The organism is Antarctobacter sp., assembly GCF_034670325.1.
Lineage (GTDB): Bacteria > Pseudomonadota > Alphaproteobacteria > Rhodobacterales > Rhodobacteraceae > Antarctobacter.
In genome coordinates this window covers 23,455-41,386 of sequence record NZ_JAXMNR010000002.1, presented here as the reverse complement: position 1 = coordinate 41,386, position 17,932 = coordinate 23,455, and the positions used below count along the sequence as shown (strand labels likewise).

14 protein-coding genes and 2 pseudogenes are annotated in these 17,932 nt (G+C 56.6%); 7 read left to right on the top strand and 9 right to left on the bottom strand.

The features are described from left to right. The first annotated feature begins 141 nt into the window (after window positions 1–141). The 5 genes from VOI21_RS05405 (at window position 142) to VOI21_RS05385 (ending at window position 9,031) form a co-directional block, all read left to right on the top strand. Window positions 142–2,433 (top strand): restriction endonuclease, encoded by a 2,292-nt coding sequence (locus VOI21_RS05405; RefSeq protein ID WP_323768502.1) that lies wholly within the window; start codon window positions 142–144, stop codon window positions 2,431–2,433. Window positions 2,434–3,519: 1,086 nt separating this feature from the next. Continuing rightward, window positions 3,520–4,758, top strand: coding sequence for a tyrosine-type recombinase/integrase (locus VOI21_RS05400; RefSeq protein ID WP_323768500.1), 1,239 nt, complete (start codon window positions 3,520–3,522; stop codon window positions 4,756–4,758). 411 nt (window positions 4,759–5,169) lie between these two features. Next, the gene (locus tag VOI21_RS05395) at window positions 5,170–6,939 is read left to right on the top strand and encodes a primase-helicase family protein (protein WP_323768498.1); all 1,770 of its coding nucleotides are present in this window, start codon (window positions 5,170–5,172) and stop codon (window positions 6,937–6,939) included. After that, entirely contained in the window at window positions 6,926–7,396 is a 471-nt protein-coding gene (locus tag VOI21_RS24210; RefSeq protein WP_416358956.1) for an HNH endonuclease, read from the top strand. The genes VOI21_RS05395 and VOI21_RS24210 overlap by 14 nt, the downstream gene beginning before the upstream one ends. A gap of 426 nt (window positions 7,397–7,822) precedes the next feature. Then, window positions 7,823–9,031 (top strand): HNH endonuclease signature motif containing protein, encoded by a 1,209-nt coding sequence (locus VOI21_RS05385; protein ID WP_323768494.1) that lies wholly within the window; start codon window positions 7,823–7,825, stop codon window positions 9,029–9,031. A gap of 108 nt (window positions 9,032–9,139) precedes the next feature. Here the strand turns inward: VOI21_RS05385 and VOI21_RS05380 are convergent, their stop codons facing one another. The 7 genes from VOI21_RS05380 to VOI21_RS05350 all read right to left on the bottom strand — a co-directional run bounded on the left by VOI21_RS05380 (window position 9,140) and on the right by VOI21_RS05350 (window position 14,693). Beyond that, window positions 9,140–10,006, bottom strand: a complete 867-nt coding sequence (locus tag VOI21_RS05380; protein ID WP_323768492.1) for a hypothetical protein — start codon at window positions 10,004–10,006, stop codon at window positions 9,140–9,142. A gap of 101 nt (window positions 10,007–10,107) precedes the next feature. After that, window positions 10,108–11,340, bottom strand: a complete 1,233-nt coding sequence (locus VOI21_RS05375) for a type II restriction endonuclease (RefSeq protein WP_323768490.1) — start codon at window positions 11,338–11,340, stop codon at window positions 10,108–10,110. Beyond that, window positions 11,327–11,785 (bottom strand): very short patch repair endonuclease, encoded by a 459-nt coding sequence (locus VOI21_RS05370; protein WP_323769260.1) that lies wholly within the window; start codon window positions 11,783–11,785, stop codon window positions 11,327–11,329. The genes VOI21_RS05375 and VOI21_RS05370 overlap by 14 nt, the downstream gene beginning before the upstream one ends. Window position 11,786: 1 nt before the next feature. Continuing rightward, window positions 11,787–13,061 carry a DNA (cytosine-5-)-methyltransferase gene (gene dcm / locus VOI21_RS05365; RefSeq protein ID WP_323768488.1) on the bottom strand — a complete coding sequence of 425 codons (1,275 nt, stop codon included), beginning with the start codon at window positions 13,059–13,061 and terminating at the stop codon, window positions 11,787–11,789. Between the two features lie 198 nt (window positions 13,062–13,259). Beyond that, window positions 13,260–13,505: a hypothetical protein gene (locus VOI21_RS05360; protein ID WP_323768485.1), complete on the bottom strand. Its 246-nt coding sequence runs from the start codon at window positions 13,503–13,505 to the stop codon at window positions 13,260–13,262. Between the two features lie 162 nt (window positions 13,506–13,667). Further along, complete coding sequence (locus tag VOI21_RS05355) at window positions 13,668–14,147, bottom strand: hypothetical protein (RefSeq protein ID WP_323768483.1); 480 nt, start codon at window positions 14,145–14,147, stop codon at window positions 13,668–13,670. Window positions 14,148–14,171: 24 nt separating this feature from the next. Continuing rightward, window positions 14,172–14,693, bottom strand: coding sequence for a hypothetical protein (locus tag VOI21_RS05350; RefSeq protein ID WP_323769275.1), 522 nt, complete (start codon window positions 14,691–14,693; stop codon window positions 14,172–14,174). Between VOI21_RS05350 and VOI21_RS05345 the strand changes: the two are divergent. Then, window positions 14,644–15,039, top strand: a pseudogene (locus VOI21_RS05345) (IS21 family transposase); the annotation flags it as partial. The gene VOI21_RS05350 and the pseudogene VOI21_RS05345 overlap by 50 nt on opposite strands. 13 nt (window positions 15,040–15,052) lie before the next feature. Then, window positions 15,053–15,619 carry a phospholipase D-like domain-containing protein gene (locus VOI21_RS05340; protein ID WP_323768481.1) on the top strand — a complete coding sequence of 189 codons (567 nt, stop codon included), beginning with the start codon at window positions 15,053–15,055 and terminating at the stop codon, window positions 15,617–15,619. Window positions 15,620–15,806: 187 nt separating this feature from the next. Here the strand turns inward: VOI21_RS05340 and VOI21_RS05335 are convergent. Both VOI21_RS05335 and VOI21_RS05330 read right to left on the bottom strand, forming a co-directional pair. Continuing rightward, window positions 15,807–16,322, bottom strand: a pseudogene (locus tag VOI21_RS05335) (IS481 family transposase); the annotation flags it as partial. Between the two features lie 80 nt (window positions 16,323–16,402). Next, entirely contained in the window at window positions 16,403–17,905 is a 1,503-nt protein-coding gene (locus VOI21_RS05330) for a glycerol-3-phosphate dehydrogenase (RefSeq protein WP_323768479.1), read from the bottom strand. Between the last annotated feature and the right edge of the window lie 27 nt (window positions 17,906–17,932).

Below are 17,932 nucleotides of genomic sequence, written 5' to 3'. Positions count from 1 at the left end.
AGGTAGTTGAAAAGCAATGGCCCCAGACGGTTCACGCCACCGCGAGGCTCGTGTTTAACTTAGTGACTACGGGCAGTAAGCTGTTTGCCAATGTTTGAAATTTGATACACGTAGCAGCCAGAACTGTTCAAGAGGTGCCAAGTGCAAAACTACAACTTTGACAACTTGAACGACAAGGAGTTCGAAGCTCTAATTAACGATCTTTTATCAAAGCGAGAAGGCGTACGCGTTGATCGCTACAAGCCTGGAAAAGACAAAGGCGTTGATGGCAGATTTTTCACCACCTCATCCGGTGAAGTTATCATTCAAACCAAACACTGGGCGAGAAGCTCCTTTGCCAATTTAGCGCGATCATTAAGGAAAAGCGAAGCCAAAAAGGTCACAGCCCTAAATCCGAAAAGGTATATTTTTGCAACATCTCAGCCACTCTCTAAAGCCAACAAGAAGGAGATCAGAGATATTTTTGCCCCTTACATATCTTCAGACGAAGATGTTATTGGGCAAGAGAATGTAAATGATCTCCTGGATGAATTTTCTGAAGTCGAGAGGCGTCATTACAAGCTTTGGCTTGCAAGCTCAAACGTGCTGCACCGGATGCTTAACTCTGCATTGACGGGGCGGAGTGAGGCTAAGAGGGATGCTATAATTGAGGCAACTAGGCGATATGTCATCACCGAAGCACACGGTGCGGCACTCAAGAAGCTAAACGAAGTTCATTCTGTCGTAATTACCGGGGAAGCCGGCGTAGGGAAGACAACTCTCGCAGATCAAATGGCGCACCACTACGTGGGGCTGGAATATGAGTTATGCGTAATCGAGGACGACCTCTCGGAAGTCGAGGCGGTCTACGAAGCTGGCAAGAAGCAGGTGCTGTACTACGATGATTTTCTTGGGAGAAACTATCTTTTGGCAATTGAGGGGCGTAAAGATAGTCGAGTTCTTGACCTTATAGATCGAGTTGAACGGGACAAAAACAAACGCTTCATCCTGACGTCTCGGTCGACCGTTCTCAATCAGGGGAAGGTCTGGAGCGACCTGTTCGACAATCGAAAAATCGACCGAAAAGAGTTCGAGGTTAAAATTGCGTCACTCAGCCTCTTGGATAAAGCAAATATACTTTACAACCACATATGGTTTAGCGGTTTAGGGGAGGGTTTTGTGGATGAGATATATAGGAAAAAGCGATATCAGGACATGGCGAGTCACAAGAATTTCAATCCGCGCCTCATATCATTTATCACCGACCCGGATAGACTTTCTGAAGTGTCGCCGGATGCGTATTGGGATTACATCAGCTCAAAATTGGAGAATCCGCAAGAAGTATGGTCGGACGTTTATAGCAGGCAAATCGACGATTTTACGCGGATAGTAATAAACTTGGTCGTTTTGAATGGTGGTAGCATATCTGAGATTGACTTGGCGGATGCGTTTAGGAATAGCGCACTGCGAGATGGAACTGCCACGCCAAGCAATGTTGCAGATCACTTTGTGAGGACATTACGGGGCGCAGTCGGGTCCACGCTTTCGCGGAATTTGAACCCACTATTTGGCACGGTTACTGTTGGGTTGTTCAACCCTTCTATTTTGGATTTTGTCTTGCCGAGGCTCGCAGCTGATCGCCATACGCTCTCCACCTTTTTGCAAGCCCTGAAGACCACGAGATCTATTGACAATATTTCCAGCTTGTTAGCAGACAAAAGAGTTTCCAAGGATACGTATTCAACTGTCGTTCGAGATCTGTGCTGCAAAAGTCTAAATTTCGAAGTTGGATCTCAAAAGCCGAGTTACTTCTGGCGTCTCGCCCATTTGGCGTTCGCGGATACGACATTTCGCGTGCCGCTACCGACCGAGAAATTCGCTTCTGAGTTGCGTCACATGTTGGTATCGGAGCTCTGCTCGGGGAGCAGCTTGGAGATGGCTTGCGAGGTGCTTACCAGCTTACTGCAAATGAAGGTTGAAATAATACCAGCCTGCAGTTTGAATTTCTTGACTTGGGCAACCGACGAAGCTGAGGACCTTGCCGAGTTTGAGAAGTTGGGCGTTTTAATTCAAGAGCTGGAGCACGTCAGCCTTGAAGGTTTGCCGGAAGTTAGGCGGCGTTATAGGAAAGCGACCCTCGAGCATTGGGAGGAGAATGTAGAACACTACATTTCTGAAGATAACGTTCTAATAAATTTTCTTAGCGATGAGCAATACAGTGACGCAGTGAATTGGGCGCGTGAGTACATCGACCTACATTGCGGAAACCTATCTTTTACCGATGAGGAGGTGGATAAAATATTGGATGGCATCGACTTCCCTCAGATTCAGTACAAAAATCAAGAATCAGCATATGAAGATCATGAAAATTTCGAACGACCAATGCAAGACCTGAAAGCGGAGGCGCCACTATCTCCGCAGGATAGAATCGATGACCTTTTTGACAGAAGCTGACGGAAAGGTTTCTTGTGCCCACTCAACGCACAAAATATACTGTGTGCCAGTGTATGGAGTGCGTCGTTAGCTCGACGTTCGCCAATTGAGAAAACGAAACGGGCGTCGGAGAGTTTGTGACGCTTGTGCTATGCTCAAGTCTTGCAATCTGGTTAGGATCCAATCCGCTGTTCTGCTTCGATATCAGGCCGTTCTGAGTTTTCCTCTCAGCCGCTCCCCCTCCTTGAGACAATGCTGCAGGATGTCACGAATGGCCGTTTAGCGGAAGCTGCGGAGCGGCGAAGGCACGCCACATGGGTGTCTGGTATGGGCCGTTCGTTGCAGATAGCGACGTGCCGGTTTCGCTAGTAGCCCTGCCTACACCGCTGCCGATTTCAAACATTCCTGTCTACGCTTGGCGAACTACCTTCAGGCCGTTCAAGGGCTGATGTTCACCTTCGGCATTTCCAAAAGGCTCTGATGTAGGGTTCGTCAAACTCTAGCCAAAGAAAACTGAGGAACTCCAAGCATCTATACAAAGAAACCTTCTAGGAGATGTATAGATGTCCTTTACCTTCTTGCTGCTGATGGCAGTCGGAGCAAGCGTTCGGCTGGCTATAAGCTGGGTGCTTAGAAGCCGCTGTGGTGTCACGCTGAGCGTCCCTCAGGGGCTAGCAACCGTACTTATTGTCCTGTCGGCCATGCCCGATTGGCTGAAGATCATTCCTATTCCCCTGCCCTTCAGCGTCGTACTCGGCGCAGTCCTGCCTGACTTCTTTCTTCGGAGAGGCTGAGCGATGGTTGGAAAAAGCGCAAAAGCCCCGCCACTCATCCCCGGAATGCATGTTATTATTCGGGCCTTTGACGATATCCCAGAACATACCTTCGAGGTTTTCGAAGTGTATGGAGATTGTGTTGGCGGTTACTCACGTACCGGCCCGCTTGCTGGGGAGTACGGAGAGCCGGAGCTGTCGATGATCCTACGGGTTGTTGACCCAAAAAGCAAAGACGGCAAGGAACTTCCCTAACGAAGTTACCGCCTGTTTTCATTCAAAAAAATCGAGATGAACACCCAAACGGGGGCGAATGCCCCCAAAAGGAGGACGTGTGTCGACAAATATCAAGTTCGCATACATGCACCGGAAGACTTGGCTCTACCGGCGGAACTATCCTAAACACCTTCAGCCCATCCTCGGACAGGCTCTAAAACAATCCCTTCGGACCGGGGATGCCCGAATTGCCAAGGCGCGGGTTCAAGAAGCCAATGGAAACTACGATCGGATCGTTGCTGAGGCTGAGAGCCGCATAATTTCCGGCGGGCATGACCAAACTCAATCTCTGGTTGCCGCTGTGACGCGGTTTCGCCGGGTTCGGTTGGCGGGGCAAGCAACAGTCAACGAAATCGTGGGAGACTATCTCAAGATGCGATCCCAGCAACTCAGACCGGGAACGTTCAAAGCTGTAAAGTTCAGCATCGGACTGTTTACCTCGGTGTATGGAAACAAAAAGCTCTCCGATCTAGACAGAGAAGATGGCGTGGTTTTCCTTCGTGAAATCAGCCTCCTATGCCCGAATTCGGCAAAATCTTCGATCACAAAAGGCATGGGCTTAAAGGATCTGATCCAGCTGTCCGGCGACAGTTCCAAAAGAATAGGAGCGCAGACGCAAAAGCGAATCTGGAAACAGGTTTGCCACTTTCTCGACTGGTCCGTCGCGACTGGGGAAGCCGAGAAAAATGAACTCGGCATGCTCTGCGTTTCCCTCGGAACAGACGTGCAAAGCTATGCTGTGCTGTCAGACAAGGAGGTTGTTAGTCTGCTACGCAGAGAAGAGCCTATCCTTGAACCGCTGCTGCGTCTCTGTCTTCTGTCCGGTCTCAGGTCGGGCGAAGCCTGTGGACTGACTGGAGAGGACTTTATTGCCAAGGAAAACCTTGGGACGTTCATCAACCTGAGACCCAACGCCCTCAGGCAACTGAAATCGAAGGCTGCTGAACGTGAGGTCCCGTTACACGACAGTTTACTGCCGATCCTCAACCAACTACCCAGTACTGGCGCGTTGTTTCCGGCAGTGAACCCGGACAAGGTAACCAAGCGATTTACGCGTCTCCGGTCCAAGCTCAAACTGGATCGTCCAGGCGTCGTGTTTCACTCAACCCGCAAGTGGTTCATCACCCAATGTGAACGCACGGGAGTTCCGGAACACTTCACTGCAAGCCTAGTCGGCCACCAAGCAGCACGTTCAGAAAACAGGCTGACCTACAGTCTCTATTCTGCCGGGATCAGTGATGAGCAGAAAAGGCAAATCGTAGACCAAATACGGTTGCCGGTCGGGTGCGCGCCTTGACCTCAATCCCTGACATCAATGACTTCGAAGAGAGGGCCGCTATCGCTGAATACGATGGCGGCCTTTCTCGTTCTCGAGCTGAGGACTTGGCCGCGCGCGCTCAGGGCTTCAGGAATGCTGACCATTACTGGCAGTGGCTTGCCGACTACGTCGTCAGCAAAAAGGTTCCTTCGTAACCCTCCCCCGTCCGGGCATCCTCTTGGGTGTTCGGGCGGGGGAACTCCACCACTTTTTTTTGCCCGACATGACGGGCGGGTCGCATCTCTGCGCAACAAATTTCGATTATCGAACATGCGCATGGGCTCTGGAGATGGATCCACCAGCGACCGCCTTCCGCCTACGCATAGAGATTTCGTCTACATATGCGCATTGACGCTTGTTGACATGCCTCGCTTGGTGGAAAACCCTCACATGACCGACGAAGCAATCTCGGACGATGACAACCTTGTAGACGTTCTTGGTGATACCGAGGCGTGCGAACTCAGTGACGAGGATGATCTCCCGTCGTTGACGCGATGGCAGGAGATTGTTCTCGAGCGCCATCAGAAAGATATGCTGTCTGGTGTGGCATGGCATCCTGCGACCCGAAAACCACCAACGGCAAAGAAACCGACTGCGGAGAACCGCCGCGATGAAATCCGCATGGAGTTGGCCAGTTGGTTCGTCAGTTCCGACAACAAGTTCATCAAGGTGGATGATCCAGAGAGCCGACTTGGGTTGATGGACCTCCCCAAAGTCGCTGTTCCAATGCTCCATGATTTCTATCACGACACGCCGTTCGCGCCACAGATTGAAAAGAATTCCTACGACTTGGTTCAAGCGTGTATTGAAGCGGCACCGGCAGACCCTCGGATGAGTTTCGGTCCGTGGTCCGGTAAGACATATCCCGCACCGGGCAATCCGTCCAATCGACTGTACCGGAACAATCTCTGGGACATAAACAGTTGGTCAAAGCCTGATTATCGTCAACACCAAGAGGCGTCCGACTTCGGTGCGTTTCAGCCGTTCCTGAACTTCGCTATCGCCGATGAAAAACAGCAGACCATGCTGCTCGATTGGATAGCGTGGTCGCTCCAGCACGAAGCCGAGAAACCGAACTGGGCGATCCTCCTGTTTTCTGAAGAAAAAGGAACGGGAAAATCGACCATCGGTGTGGTCTTGGAGGCTCTGTTCGGGGCGGCAAACACCGCAAAACTCGACGGTGTTGATAAACTGGTCGCCAAGCACGCCGATAGGGTTCTCGACAAGAAGCTGATCATTGCCGAAGAAGTCCACATCAGCAGTCACTCGCCGACAGGGAACAAGCTAAAAGACCTGATCACCAGTGATCGGACAACGGTCGAGCCCAAGTACCAACCAACCAAGACGATCCCGATCAAGGCGTGCTTCCTCTTCACCACCAACCATAAACCGCTCTGGCTGGAAGGTGGCGAACGCCGATACTACATTATCGAAATGAGCCATGAGGGCCACGCTCAAGGCCCACGCAGCGACGATTTCACCGATCTCGTCGGCGACGTGATGGAGCAGATCAGCGAGCCAGAAAAACTGGCGGCACTCTACGCAGCGTTCATGCACCGTCAGATTTCGCCTGCGTTCAACTCCAAAAGCATGAAGTTCCAAGAAAACGCTACACCTATCATGCAGGAATTGCAGGCGCTGTCCGGCAATGAAAATGACGAAACGCTCGAAGCTCTGCTGGCAGAGTTCAAGGTATCCATCATACCCAGTGCCGACTTCCGCTCACTCGCGAAGTATGTTGGCGCTAGAAATGATAACTCGCTGCGCAATGCTTTGGTTCGCCTCGGCTGGGAGGACGACCGGCTACGCTGGGACAAAAGACAACAACGGATATGGCGCAAAAAAGATCTGCTCATTCAGGACGGGCGCGTACACTCCAGCGACTTGGCAGCAACCCTAGACGGTGCCGTTGAAAACGGGTTCGAATGGTTCCCACTGCTGACGTTCATCAATTCAACTTGGAAAACGCTGCTGGAGAATAAGCTCGATCGCAGCCTCTTGCGTGATCGTGATTCCTTTAATTCGCAGGACCATAGCGAAGAACCCGGCCCTTTCCTCGACAGCTGTTCCCATTCAAGTTACCGCAACTGGCAGCAGTCTGTGGGCGTTGGTGCCAACGCAGCGGGCACGTTCCTCCGGGTCGAAGATGACTTGCAATAGCAGAATACCTTCACTGATCGCGGCCCAAACTCAGCAATCGTGTCTCGAAGCTTGTCGAAATTTCGATGGCGATCCTTTCCCTGATCTCGAGCCCAAAAAAACCAGAGCATGGTGGGCCGAGACTTATACGGATTTTTCTGAAGAATTGGCGTTAAACATACGGCACCAATTGGAAAAATCTATTCTCACCTCGTCCGAATGCCTCACTATGACTGGAAGAAACGGGACCACGACAGCAAGCCAGCCTCAGCGCATTTTCTGGCGGGGTCGTCGCCAAAAGGTCTATCAGCTCGTTGCTTGGGGCATTAGCGGGGAGTTACCCATGAAACGGAGCGTTGTACGCCACAAGTGTCACAATCGCCTCTGCATCCATCCGGCCCACCTGACCATAGGAACACAGGCGCAGAACCTTCTCGATCAACGGTTTCGGCGAGCGGATGATTGGCCCCATCTATAAGAGTTTTCGCGTGTCTCACCGTCTTACTGTCTCACTGTCTTGGCGTGGCAAAGGAGGCCATTTTGCGTCCTCATTGCCCACTCTGGAGCGGACCCTTTTCGGACCCTTTCGCGCCTTCGGTGTGTGAATTTTCCTCATATAAACAAAGTGCTGGACGACTTCACATCCCCTACCGCCGGAGCCAAAATCTCTAAATAAAATCAGAGATATAGGCAGCAGGTCGCTTCAGGCGGCCTCTCGCCTTATGGCAGGACTCATTACGGAGTCATCACCATGCGCACGATTCAACTTCGCGCGGGATTGCACACGGAAAAGGCGCCTCGCTCGGGCGGCTTGACTGCCGCGCAGCCGATTTCCGTTTGAAATTCCGGGCGTTTGTCGAAATCCTGAGAATCCCGCCCAGAAGCGCCGCGCGCAGGAGACCGCATGTCCGAAGTGATGAAAGCCCTGCGAGGAAGCGCCGATCCGTTGGAAAACGATCTAGCCCGGGCTTACGATCATTGGCAGGAGGTCAAGCGCAACCAAGGCCAGCGGGCGGGCCTCGGGTATGAACCCCGGGACATCAACGCATTGGGCGCGGTCTCGGTGATTTCCAGCCGAGTCTTGAACGCCTCCGCCGGGTTCGAGGAGGTTGACCCGGATCATAGCTATGAAGCCTTGGTCATCAAATACCCGGAGCGGTTCACCCCGGACGTGATCGCCGCAGCGCAGGAGCGGTTGAAGCTCGGGGCGAGCAAGGTGCAGGAGTTCCGACAGCAGGACATTCAGTTCTTCGTCAAATCCAGCGCAATCGAGCTATTCGGAGAGCCGGACGTTCGCCCCACGGCCGAAAGCTGGGTCGGTAGGGATACAGCCCTGCCCGAGCTTCACAGAGAGAACAGCTATGCCGATGCGATTCTGACCAAGGGCTTCCGGGGCCTCGTGTGGCTGCATGAGGAGGAGAAGGACGGCGAACGCGGACGGGGTTTGACGGCCGTGGTTGAGTTCGGCCCCATGCAGCCGGATCGCCGCGCCCGGGTGCTGGACGCGGTGTTCTTCGAGCGCCCCGTTGGGAAGGAACTCTTGGAAGCGCACAAGAATGACGGGACGTTCATTGCCAGTATAGGAGCAAGCCGCCACAGCCGGATTTGGCCGATCTTGGATAGCGATGTGGACTCGCTTCTGTCCGCCGTTCGGGAAAAGGCCCACAAGATCGCGCAATATGAAAACCAGAACCCGGACCCGCACGAGCCCCTGAACCTTGAGAAGATCGAAGACGCCACCGCCCTGCGCCAAGTGGTATTGCGGCGATATCAGAGCGCGTTCCGGCAGGCACTATTGCGCAAGCGCCCGAACCGCTGCGCGATCACCGGAACGAGCGAGCTTTCGGTACTGGAAGCCGCCCATATCATCCCCTACGCCGAGCGGTTTGCCGACCGGGACAAGTCTGAGAACGGCCTTCTGTTGCGGAGCGACGTTCACAAGCTCTTTGACGCGCACCTGATTTCGATCAACCCTGAGACCAAGGCTATTGAGGTTTCAGACCGGATCGCATCCCCGGATTACCAGAGCCTTCGCGGCAAAACCGTCACCGATGAAGTATCCCCCAAAAGCCTCGACTTTCACTTCGAAAACTTCTTAAAACAGAAAAGGTAAAAGGCGCGTAGTTACGGGTGCTCGAATTGGCTTCCGAAGTCAGAAGGCAGGTGGAAGGACGAAAAATAACCACAAACTGAGCCCACCGCGCATAGTTGGTCCAGTAGGTTAAATTTCTGACAGAGCCTTTGCGTCGAGCACCCGGAAGGCTTTACGAGGCACCCGCACAACCATACTACTTGCCCCACCCATGCCCGGACCACCGCTGCGCGGCACCCATGAAGCCCACTGAGCGAGTTGGTCGAACTCGGTTACAAGCCACTGTTTGAATAAGCGGGTTTTCTGATCCTCAATCTCTCTCACGACAAAGAGAGAGTGCAGATTTCCTTTTCTCGCCGCATAGTGTGCCAACTTCACAAATGGCCCCGTATCCAGACCAAACCACTCGCCAATATCATTATCTTGCGCAACCACCTTCTCCTTGATTTCCATCGGATAAGTATATCGGTCGCCCCAGACAATCGCGTCTATATCAGAGGTCTCGGCCATGAATTTGTTCTCAATAAAAATTCTGACGCTTTCGTGGGAGAACTGCACCATGCAATCCGAACTTGATAGCGAAGAAACGTTCGTTTTGTAGCGAAGGTAGTTATATTTTTTCGACCGAACGAGGAATCCCGAAAATGCATCATCAACGAGAACAAAGTTGGTTAGCCAAGGAACACCCAGTTGGATAAACCGCCACTCAAGCGCCTCCGGACTCGCTCCTTTTGCAAGAACGGGATGGGCGTAGTAACTATTAATTCCAATCTGATGCATCGTCGCACAGATTGTATGAGGCGGAAATGGGACGTCACTCCGACTAGGCAAAGCAGAGTAGTTCTTCCCCGGGATGATCGTGTGTGGAAAGACTGCGACGGTGCTTTCACCAAAATCCAGCTGGCCCTTCTTGCGAAATATCCAGCCACCCGGAGAGACGCGATCCGTTGCTCCGAGAGATTTGATATGAGCGCGAAATGAGGCTTCAGCCCTCATACCATGCAACTTATTGTCATTAAGACTCGAGATGCATTTGGTCAGAAAAGCTTTGGTATCTGAGACAGTTATTGATGACATGATTTTCCGTATTTTTCCATTTAACTCACCATTGTTAGCCGCAAATCGCCCATGAAACTCTCAAGCGTTTGAATGTCGGTACGGATGCTGGCCGGGAACTTGCCGATCAGCGGTTCCGGCACCACGAGTTGCACGTTCGCCTGAGTCATTTCCCGGAACTGCGCCTCGGAAACGCCCTCCTGCAAGGTTAGGAGGTGCTTCACCGCAATCCGGTCTGCCTCGTTCAGAACCTGCCGCCAGCGGTCGCGGCATGTGGTCTTGGTGGCAAGCATCCGCAATCGGGCCGTAGGAAAGCTCGGATCACGATAGGCGGCCTGCGAGGGGAAAAGGAAGTCAGGTCGCTTACCCGGTTCCGATTGCGGCCCGTGCTCGAAATCCGCGCCCTCGCGGAACCGTTCTTCTAGCAGGATTTCCCGGGTGTGTAGTTCAAGCGAGCGCCCTGAGCGTGCCTTGCGCCGTTGAAGGACGGTCTGCGCGCGGGAAATGAAATCGTCCAAGGTGGCGAAGCCCGCCTTGATCGCGGGAAGCTCTATCGCCTCCTCCACGCTGCGGAAGATTTCAAACTCACATTCCCGGCGGCGCAGGAGCCGCCGGTCTGGCGGGGTGCCGTTCTCGGGGCGAAGCTCCACCGTCTTGCGAACGATCTCGGCACCGGTCGGGAACTGCGCCAGCCATGCGGGCGGAATCTCGGCAGGTTCAAGCCAGCAACTCGCGCGCCCGGCGATATAGGGTGGGAACAGTCCGGGTTGTTCGGGGGACCACATGACGAAGCGGCCGGGCTCAATCGGCCCGAACCGCTCCTCGGCAATATCCTCCTCGGTCTCGTGGCGGCACACCCAGACATGGCAGCTTATCGCGGTGCCGTTCTCGTCCAGCGGGAAGGCGAAGACCGCAAGGGCGCCCGTGCTTTCCGGGTCCAAAAGCGCCAAGGCCCCACCCCCGAAATTGGTCAACCGGGTTTCGTCGCGCCCATTCGGTTTCCCCTCGTGGCGCTTCGAGTTGTAATAGATCACCCGTACTTCCCGCGCGTCCATGTGGGAGTCGACGGCCAGTTCAAAGCGGTGATCGGGGTTCTTCTCATCCGTCCGGTTTATCATCGGGAAGATGCGAAACAGAAAGTCTTTTGGGATGTATGGCCCTGCCTGATGAGTCCCGTTTGCCAGCGTGTCGTTGCCCGAAAGGCGCTTCACGAAAAGGGCCACCCCGGGCGCGCAGAAAACACCGAGCCAATCCGTGAAATCAGAAACTGCCAATCGCCCCTCCCGCAACCGTTTCTTCTATCGGGCCATTGGCCAGCCAATCCGCTGCCCGGTCTAGCACCTCGTCCACAGGCAGCCGCTCCCGCCCCTTGAGGGCGCATTCCCAGATTGTCAGCACCCGCCACCCATCAGCCAAAAGGGCGGCCTCGGCGGCCTCGTCCCGGGCGCGGTTGCCCTCTATCTTCGCCTTCCAAAACTCGCGCCGCGTGGCGGGCAGCCGGAACAGGGGGCAGCCGTGCCCGTGCCAGAAGCACCCGTGAATGAAGATCACCGCGCGGCGCCCGGGGAACACCATATCCGGCGAGCCGGGCAAGCGCCGGTCATGCAGCCTGTAGCGGAAGCCCCGGGCATGGAGCCCCCGCCGCAGGATCATTTCGGGCCGCGTGTCCTTGCCCCGGATTCCCGCCATCATCCGGGAGCGGGTCGCGGCGTCCACCACGTCAGCCAACGAGGGGCAACCGCCTTTGCAGGTGCTCTTGATCCTGCGCCGCCTCGGCCGCGATATAGGGCAGCATGTGCCGCGCTACCGCCTCGATTACCGGCACAGCCACCGAATTCCCAAATTGCTTATAAGCCTGCGTGTCAGAAACCGGGATAATGAACTTGGACTCGCCGGGCTTGTCGAACCCCATCAAGCGGGCGCATTCCCGGGGGGTCAGGCGGCGCGGGTTATGTCCTTCGCCCCGGTCAATCAGGATTTCCGAGCCGTCTTTGTAGTAGCGGGCCGAGAGGGTGCGCGCCGCGTCTCCCCGGCCCACGAGCCCGAAGCCGAACCCGTTCCCGGCCGCCCGATGCTTAGCCGCGTAGTCTTGCAGATACTGCCAGAGGTGATCGGTCAGGGTGTATTTTTCGCTCACCCGGCCTTTGGCATCCGTATAGTGCTTGTCCGGCCCCTTCTCGGTGCCGTCTTCGGGGTGCAGGATCGTCCCGAGCTTCGGCCCGTTGAGAGGCGAAGGCACGTCCAGATCATCAAACGAGAAATCGCACTCCTCCCGGAAACCGGCAATCAGGATGCGTTCCCGATGCTGGGGGACATAGCCCTTGGCGTTGATCACGCGCGGCGTGGGGACGTGATATCCGAGGTCACGCAGGGAGCGCATGATCACCTCGAACGTGCGCCCCTTGTCGTGATTCACAAGGTTCTTCACGTTCTCAAGCAGGAACGCCTTGGGCCGGTGCTCGGAAATGATCCGGGCCACATCGAAGAACAGGGTGCCCTGCGTCTCGTCCGCGAAACCGTGGGCGCGGCCCAGCGCGTTCTTCTTGCTTACTCCGGCGATGCTGAACGGCTGGCACGGAAAGCCCGCAAGTAGAAGGTCGTGCTCGGGAATGTCCTTCGCCTCGGTCTTGGTAATGTCCCCCGAAATCTCGTGATCGTCATGGGGGAAGTTCGCCGCATAAGTGGTCTTGGCGAACCGATCCCATTCGGATGTGAAGACGCATTTCCCGCCCAGAGGCTCGAACCCACGGCGAATTCCGCCAATCCCTGCAAAAAGGTCAATGAACCGGAAGGCGGGCTTCTCGGGCTCGGTCGCGCCGCGCTTATTCACGAGGTCTTCCAGCACCACGAGCGCCGCTTGCCGGGGCATGGCCTCGCCCCGCTCCCAGCGGTAGAGGGTTGCGGGCGAATAGCCCATGAGGGGCGCCAGCGCCTCCACAGACAAGCCCGCGCGCTCGCGGAGGCGGGCGAAGTCGGAACGGGGTTCATCTAGCATCTGCGCGGTCCCTCTGGGTCGATTTTTCTCATTTTTGCGACATTCGACACGTGAAAACAAGAACAAAAGCGGAATTTTGATGTGAAGACTGCGCTGACTCGGTAAACAATTGATTGATGGTGCTGCGGGGCTTGTTGCGCTGGGCGCTGGGCAAGGCGGCAGCCGGATCACACGATCCGAAGGGGCGGCGCCGTAGAGTTACAGCACCTCATCCCAATCGTTCACCTTGTCGCCGCAATCTTTGCCGGGCAGAGCGTTGGTTGCAGATTCGAGCACGCGCACGTCCCGGAGAGTGCGGTAGTAAATTCGGATCATCCGGGGCATGAGGTCATCAGCAATCATGCAGTCGAGCGTGTCCACCGTCACACCGACATAAGCGGCAGCCTCGGCGCGGTAGAGCTTCCGGCGCGTCGGGAGCGGGAAAGCTTTCGTACGTTCGGTCATTCGGTCGGTTTTCCTCCCCGGGGCGACGATCATGAGCCGGGTCTACCACACGTCCGGGTTAGCGGGACACCAAGGCGGCAGGGTGCCCAAGGTCGCTCGGGTCCTTCCTAGGTGTGGAGGGTCGTCAGGGGGTGCGCAGAGCCCCGGTGCCCCAAATTTTTTCTAGAAATATGAGAACTCTCCAGATTTTTTTATTTTCCCGGTGGTGGGAATCGGCCGAGTTTCCATGCTTGTCCAAACTTTTTCGATGCTCACGGTAATTTCAGTACCGAGGGTAACTGCGATGAAATCAGCAACCGGGTTCTCGATTCCAATCTTGCCATAAATAGGAGGACGCCGGGGCTCTGCGCCGTGGGTGAGGTCGTTGCTCTCTGCCGGACAGCGTGCCACCACGGGAAAGGGATAGCCAAAACCAAGCGTTTTGGGCCGCCCTCCCGGCACATGCCCCTCCGTGGTAAACCCGGGCCGCATTTCACGCTGTTTCGGGGCAAAAGAAGCGCAAGAAGCGCATTTCAGGGCATTCTCCAATAGTTTTCTATGCTGACTCCTATAGGGCTTAATGGAAAACAGGCCAAAATGCGCTTCTTGCGCTTCCTCGCCACACGGGAGGCCTGAAACACGCCACCACGGCAGCAACCCCACGGCAGCGCGCCGAAACGAATGCCTTCAAATCATGGCGTCGGCCTCGGGATCGCCAGTCGCGGAAAACCCATCGTCCCGGTGGCCCCGGAGCCGGAAACCGACGAAGCGCCGGGTCTTCGTGTCTGCGCTGCGCTTGAACCCCCTGTCAGTCATGATCCGGGAGAAGTTGTTCTTCGAGCCCGGCTTCACGCCCGACTCCCGGCAATGCTCGGCGTAGTCGGCATACGCCTGCATCACTGTCACCATGCCCTCGGGGTCGCGTTCGGTGTTCTCTGCAAGCCATTCGCCAAGGAGGTCGGTATCCTCTCGGTATTGCGCGACAACCGCCTTGATCGCCAGCGGCACCCGGAGCCCCCCGCGCAACCAGTCCACGGCGCCGCGCACCGCCCACGCGAGAACGCCCGGAAGTTCGGCCGCGATGATCTTGTCGTCCAGATCGTCGATTTTCTTTTCGTCCGGGACGCGAACAGTGAAGGGGATCGGGGTGCATCGGCGCCACGCCCGCAATCCCGGGCGACGCAGCCATGTGACGGTGCCTGACCACATGCCGTCCTCTCACCGCCGCTATGCCGAATGGACCCCGGCGCGCATCCTGGCCAGCGCCGAAAAGCTGGGGCCATCCGTCGCCGCGTTTTGCCAGATCGTCATGGAGGACCGCCCCCACCCTGAACAGGGATTCCGCACCTGCCTGGGTGTGTTGTCGCTGGCCAAGAGCTTTGAGCCGGAACGCCTCGACGCGGCCTGTCGCCGGGGCGTGACGATCAAGGCGCGATCGGTGTCCTCCATCCGGTCGATCCTGAAGACCGGCCTCGACCGGGCCTTTCTGGAACCCGAAGCCGAAGAACTTCCCCTGCAGCACCCCAACATCCGGGGTCAGAATTATTACCACTGAGAAGGAGAACCCCTTGCTGACACATCCCACATCCGACCGGCTGGAGGCCCTCGGCTTCACCGGTATGGCCAAGGCGCTGGACGAACAGCGCCGGGCCGGGGCCACGTTCGAGAACCTCAGCTTTGAAGAGCGGTTGTCGGTGCTCACCGCCACCGAACGCCGTGATCTCCTGGAGAAGGGTCAGGAATACATGATCATCAGCCCTTGGGTCGTCGCTGGAACGATTGAGCGGACCGGCCTGTTGGATGCCATGGCGAAAGCGCGCCAACGAGGGGCAGAGATCGACGTCTTTGCCGATCCGCTGCTGAACACCGGCCCGGCCGCAGGGGGACTGAGCCAGATCGAGGCTGTTGAGCGCAGGTTCTCGGAGACCGGCGCCGCGGTACATCGGGTCCCGAAGCTTCACAGCAAGATTGTGACTGTCGACAAAGACCTTCTTTGCGCCGGCTCTTTCAATTGGCTCAGCGCAGATCGAAAGGGCCAATACGCCAGGCACGAAACATCGTTTGTCTATCGTGGTGGGCACCTCGAGGACGAAATCAAAAACATCCGCGATGGCCTCGCGAAACGCGCAAAGTAGTTCCGGCCCAAACCTGCCGTTCGAAGGGACCGTTATTAGGGCATCGCAGCGTCACCGAAGCCGCCATTTGTCGTGGTCGCAGCGTTTTACAGGCTCCGAGGTCGGCCCGGAAGACAGAAATGGATTGCATTGCGGTCGTTCAAGTGTCTGTTTTCCCTCGTATCATAGCGTGTCTTGTGAATAGTGACTGCCCGGCGAACTGGATGCCATTGCCCGTGAGGATCATATGGATGCGATAGGGAACGGCTCTTAGCAGGTGCTCCAAGAACTCCCAGGCAATCTTGCGATCCGCCTTGTCCACGAGCTGGGTGACTGCGAACTTGCTGGTCCGGTCAATGCAGACAAAGAGATAGAGCTTGCCCTCCTCCGTCTGAACCTCGGTGATGTTGCAATGAAAGAATCCGATGGAGTATCGTTTGAAACGTTGTCGCTTTGGCTTGTCTCCGGTGACATCCGGTAAGCGCGGGATGCCATGCCGTTGAAGGCACCGATGCCGTCCCGACCGGGTCGATTGCGGAATCGACGGCTGAAGGGCATAGAGACAATCATCCAACGGCAGCAGCGTGTGTCGCCGGAATGCGACGATTATCGCCTCCTCCGCTTCGGTGAGCATGGGTGAACGCGGCTCCTTCGGGCCCGTCTTCAAATCCTCGACGGTCGCACGATTCCGCCACTTCGCCACCGTCTTGGAATTGATGCCCCAAGAACCTCACGACTGAAAGTCGCGACGCAGCGCCTTCCCCCCGGCGGGCCGTATCCATCCCAAGACGAATGTCCTTGCCATCAGCATGAGGGCCCATCAAACCATCGGGCAAATTCCAGCTGCTCGGTTTGCGTCAGGTGAAGTTGATGCTTGGTGCGCCGCCACAAGACGTCCTGTGCAGTCTGCGACCACTCGTACCGACGCAGGTAAAGTGCTTCGGCCTCGTAGAGCACGCCGCCGAAATGGCGTCCCAGATCCTCGACCGAGGACGCTGTGCCCACCACATGCCGCATCCGGTTGCCATAGAGCCGCGCGTAATGAAGCAGCACCGGACGCGGAAGCCAGGGAAACGCGCCTTTCATCTGGTTCACGAAGAGCTCGAAATCCGCGCCCTCCATGTCGCCGCCCGGCAAGGGCGCCCCTGCCGTCCAGTCTCCTCCCAGTTCGGGAAAGATGGGCTTCAGACGATGCAGGGCCTTTTGCGACAGTTCCCGGTAAGTCGTTATCTTGCCGCCAAAGATGTTGAGCAAGGTCACCCCGCCCGTTTCATCCAGATCGAGAACGTAGTCCCGTGTCACGGCGGAAGGATTGCCCTTTCCGTCGTCGAACAGCGCCCGCACACCGGAATAGGCCGCCTGCACGTCATCGCGCGAAAGCTGCTCCTTGAAGTACCGGTTCACCGCGTCGATCAGGTAGGTGATCTCGCTTTCGTCGGCCTGCACATCCTCGGCGCGGCCTTCGTAGGCAATGTCGGTGGTGCCGATCAGCGCCTTGTCGCCCTGGTATGGATTGACGAAGATTACCCGCTTGTCATGGTTCTGCACGAGGTAGGCCTGTTCGCCCTGCCAGAACTTGGGCACGATGATATGGCTTCCCTTGACCAGCCGCACCTTGCGGCGGCTGGCAGAGGCGGCCACGTTGGTGATGACCTCGCCGACCCAGGGACCGGCGGCGTTGACGAGGACACGCGCCCGGAAGTCCCGGACCTCTCCGGTGACGGCGTTCCGGGTGGTCACGTGCCATGCCCCGTTGTCACGCCGCGCCGCGACACAGGGCGACCGGGTCAGGATGGTGGCCCCGCGCTCGGCCGCATCCATCGCGTTCAGCACCACCAGCCGCGCGTCATCGACCCAGCAATCGGAATACTCGAACCCCCGGCGAAAGTCGTCGCGGATCGCCTGCCCCTCGGGGGCACGGCGCAGGTCCAGCGCCCGCGTTCCGGGCAGCCTGGCGCGTCCGCCCAGGTGGTCATATAGGAACAGGCCCAACCGCACGAGCCACGCCGGGCGATCCTGCCTGGAATGCGGCAGCACAAAGCGCATCGGCCAGATGATATGGGGCGCATTGCGCAGCAGGACCTCGCGCTCGGTCAGGGCCTTGCGGACCAGCGAGAACTCGAAATACTCCAGATACCGCAACCCGCCATGCACGAGCTTGCCCGACCGCGACGACGTGCCTTCGGCCAAGTCGTCCTTTTCGCATAGCACGACGCTCAACCCGCGGCCCGCCGCATCGCGGGCGATGCCTGCCCCGTTTATCCCGCCACCGATCACGAAAAGATCGACCTCTTGCGTGTCCGCCATGCCTTGAATGTCCTGCCTGGAAAGTTC

Coding starts and splice junctions, on each gene's coding strand:
- VOI21_RS05395 (WP_323768498.1), top strand. CDS start 5,170: ATGACCGACGAAGCAATCTCGGACGATGACAACCTTGTAGACGTTCTT.
- VOI21_RS24210 (WP_416358956.1), top strand. CDS start 6,926: ATGACTTGCAATAGCAGAATACCTTCACTGATCGCGGCCCAAACTCAG.
- VOI21_RS05385 (WP_323768494.1), top strand. CDS start 7,823: ATGTCCGAAGTGATGAAAGCCCTGCGAGGAAGCGCCGATCCGTTGGAA.
- VOI21_RS05380 (WP_323768492.1), bottom strand. CDS start 10,006: ATGAGGGCTGAAGCCTCATTTCGCGCTCATATCAAATCTCTCGGAGCA.
- dcm (WP_323768488.1), bottom strand. CDS start 13,061: ATGCTAGATGAACCCCGTTCCGACTTCGCCCGCCTCCGCGAGCGCGCG.
- VOI21_RS05360 (WP_323768485.1), bottom strand. CDS start 13,505: ATGACCGAACGTACGAAAGCTTTCCCGCTCCCGACGCGCCGGAAGCTC.
- VOI21_RS05350 (WP_323769275.1), bottom strand. CDS start 14,693: ATGTGGTCAGGCACCGTCACATGGCTGCGTCGCCCGGGATTGCGGGCG.
- VOI21_RS05330 (WP_323768479.1), bottom strand. CDS start 17,905: ATGGCGGACACGCAAGAGGTCGATCTTTTCGTGATCGGTGGCGGGATA.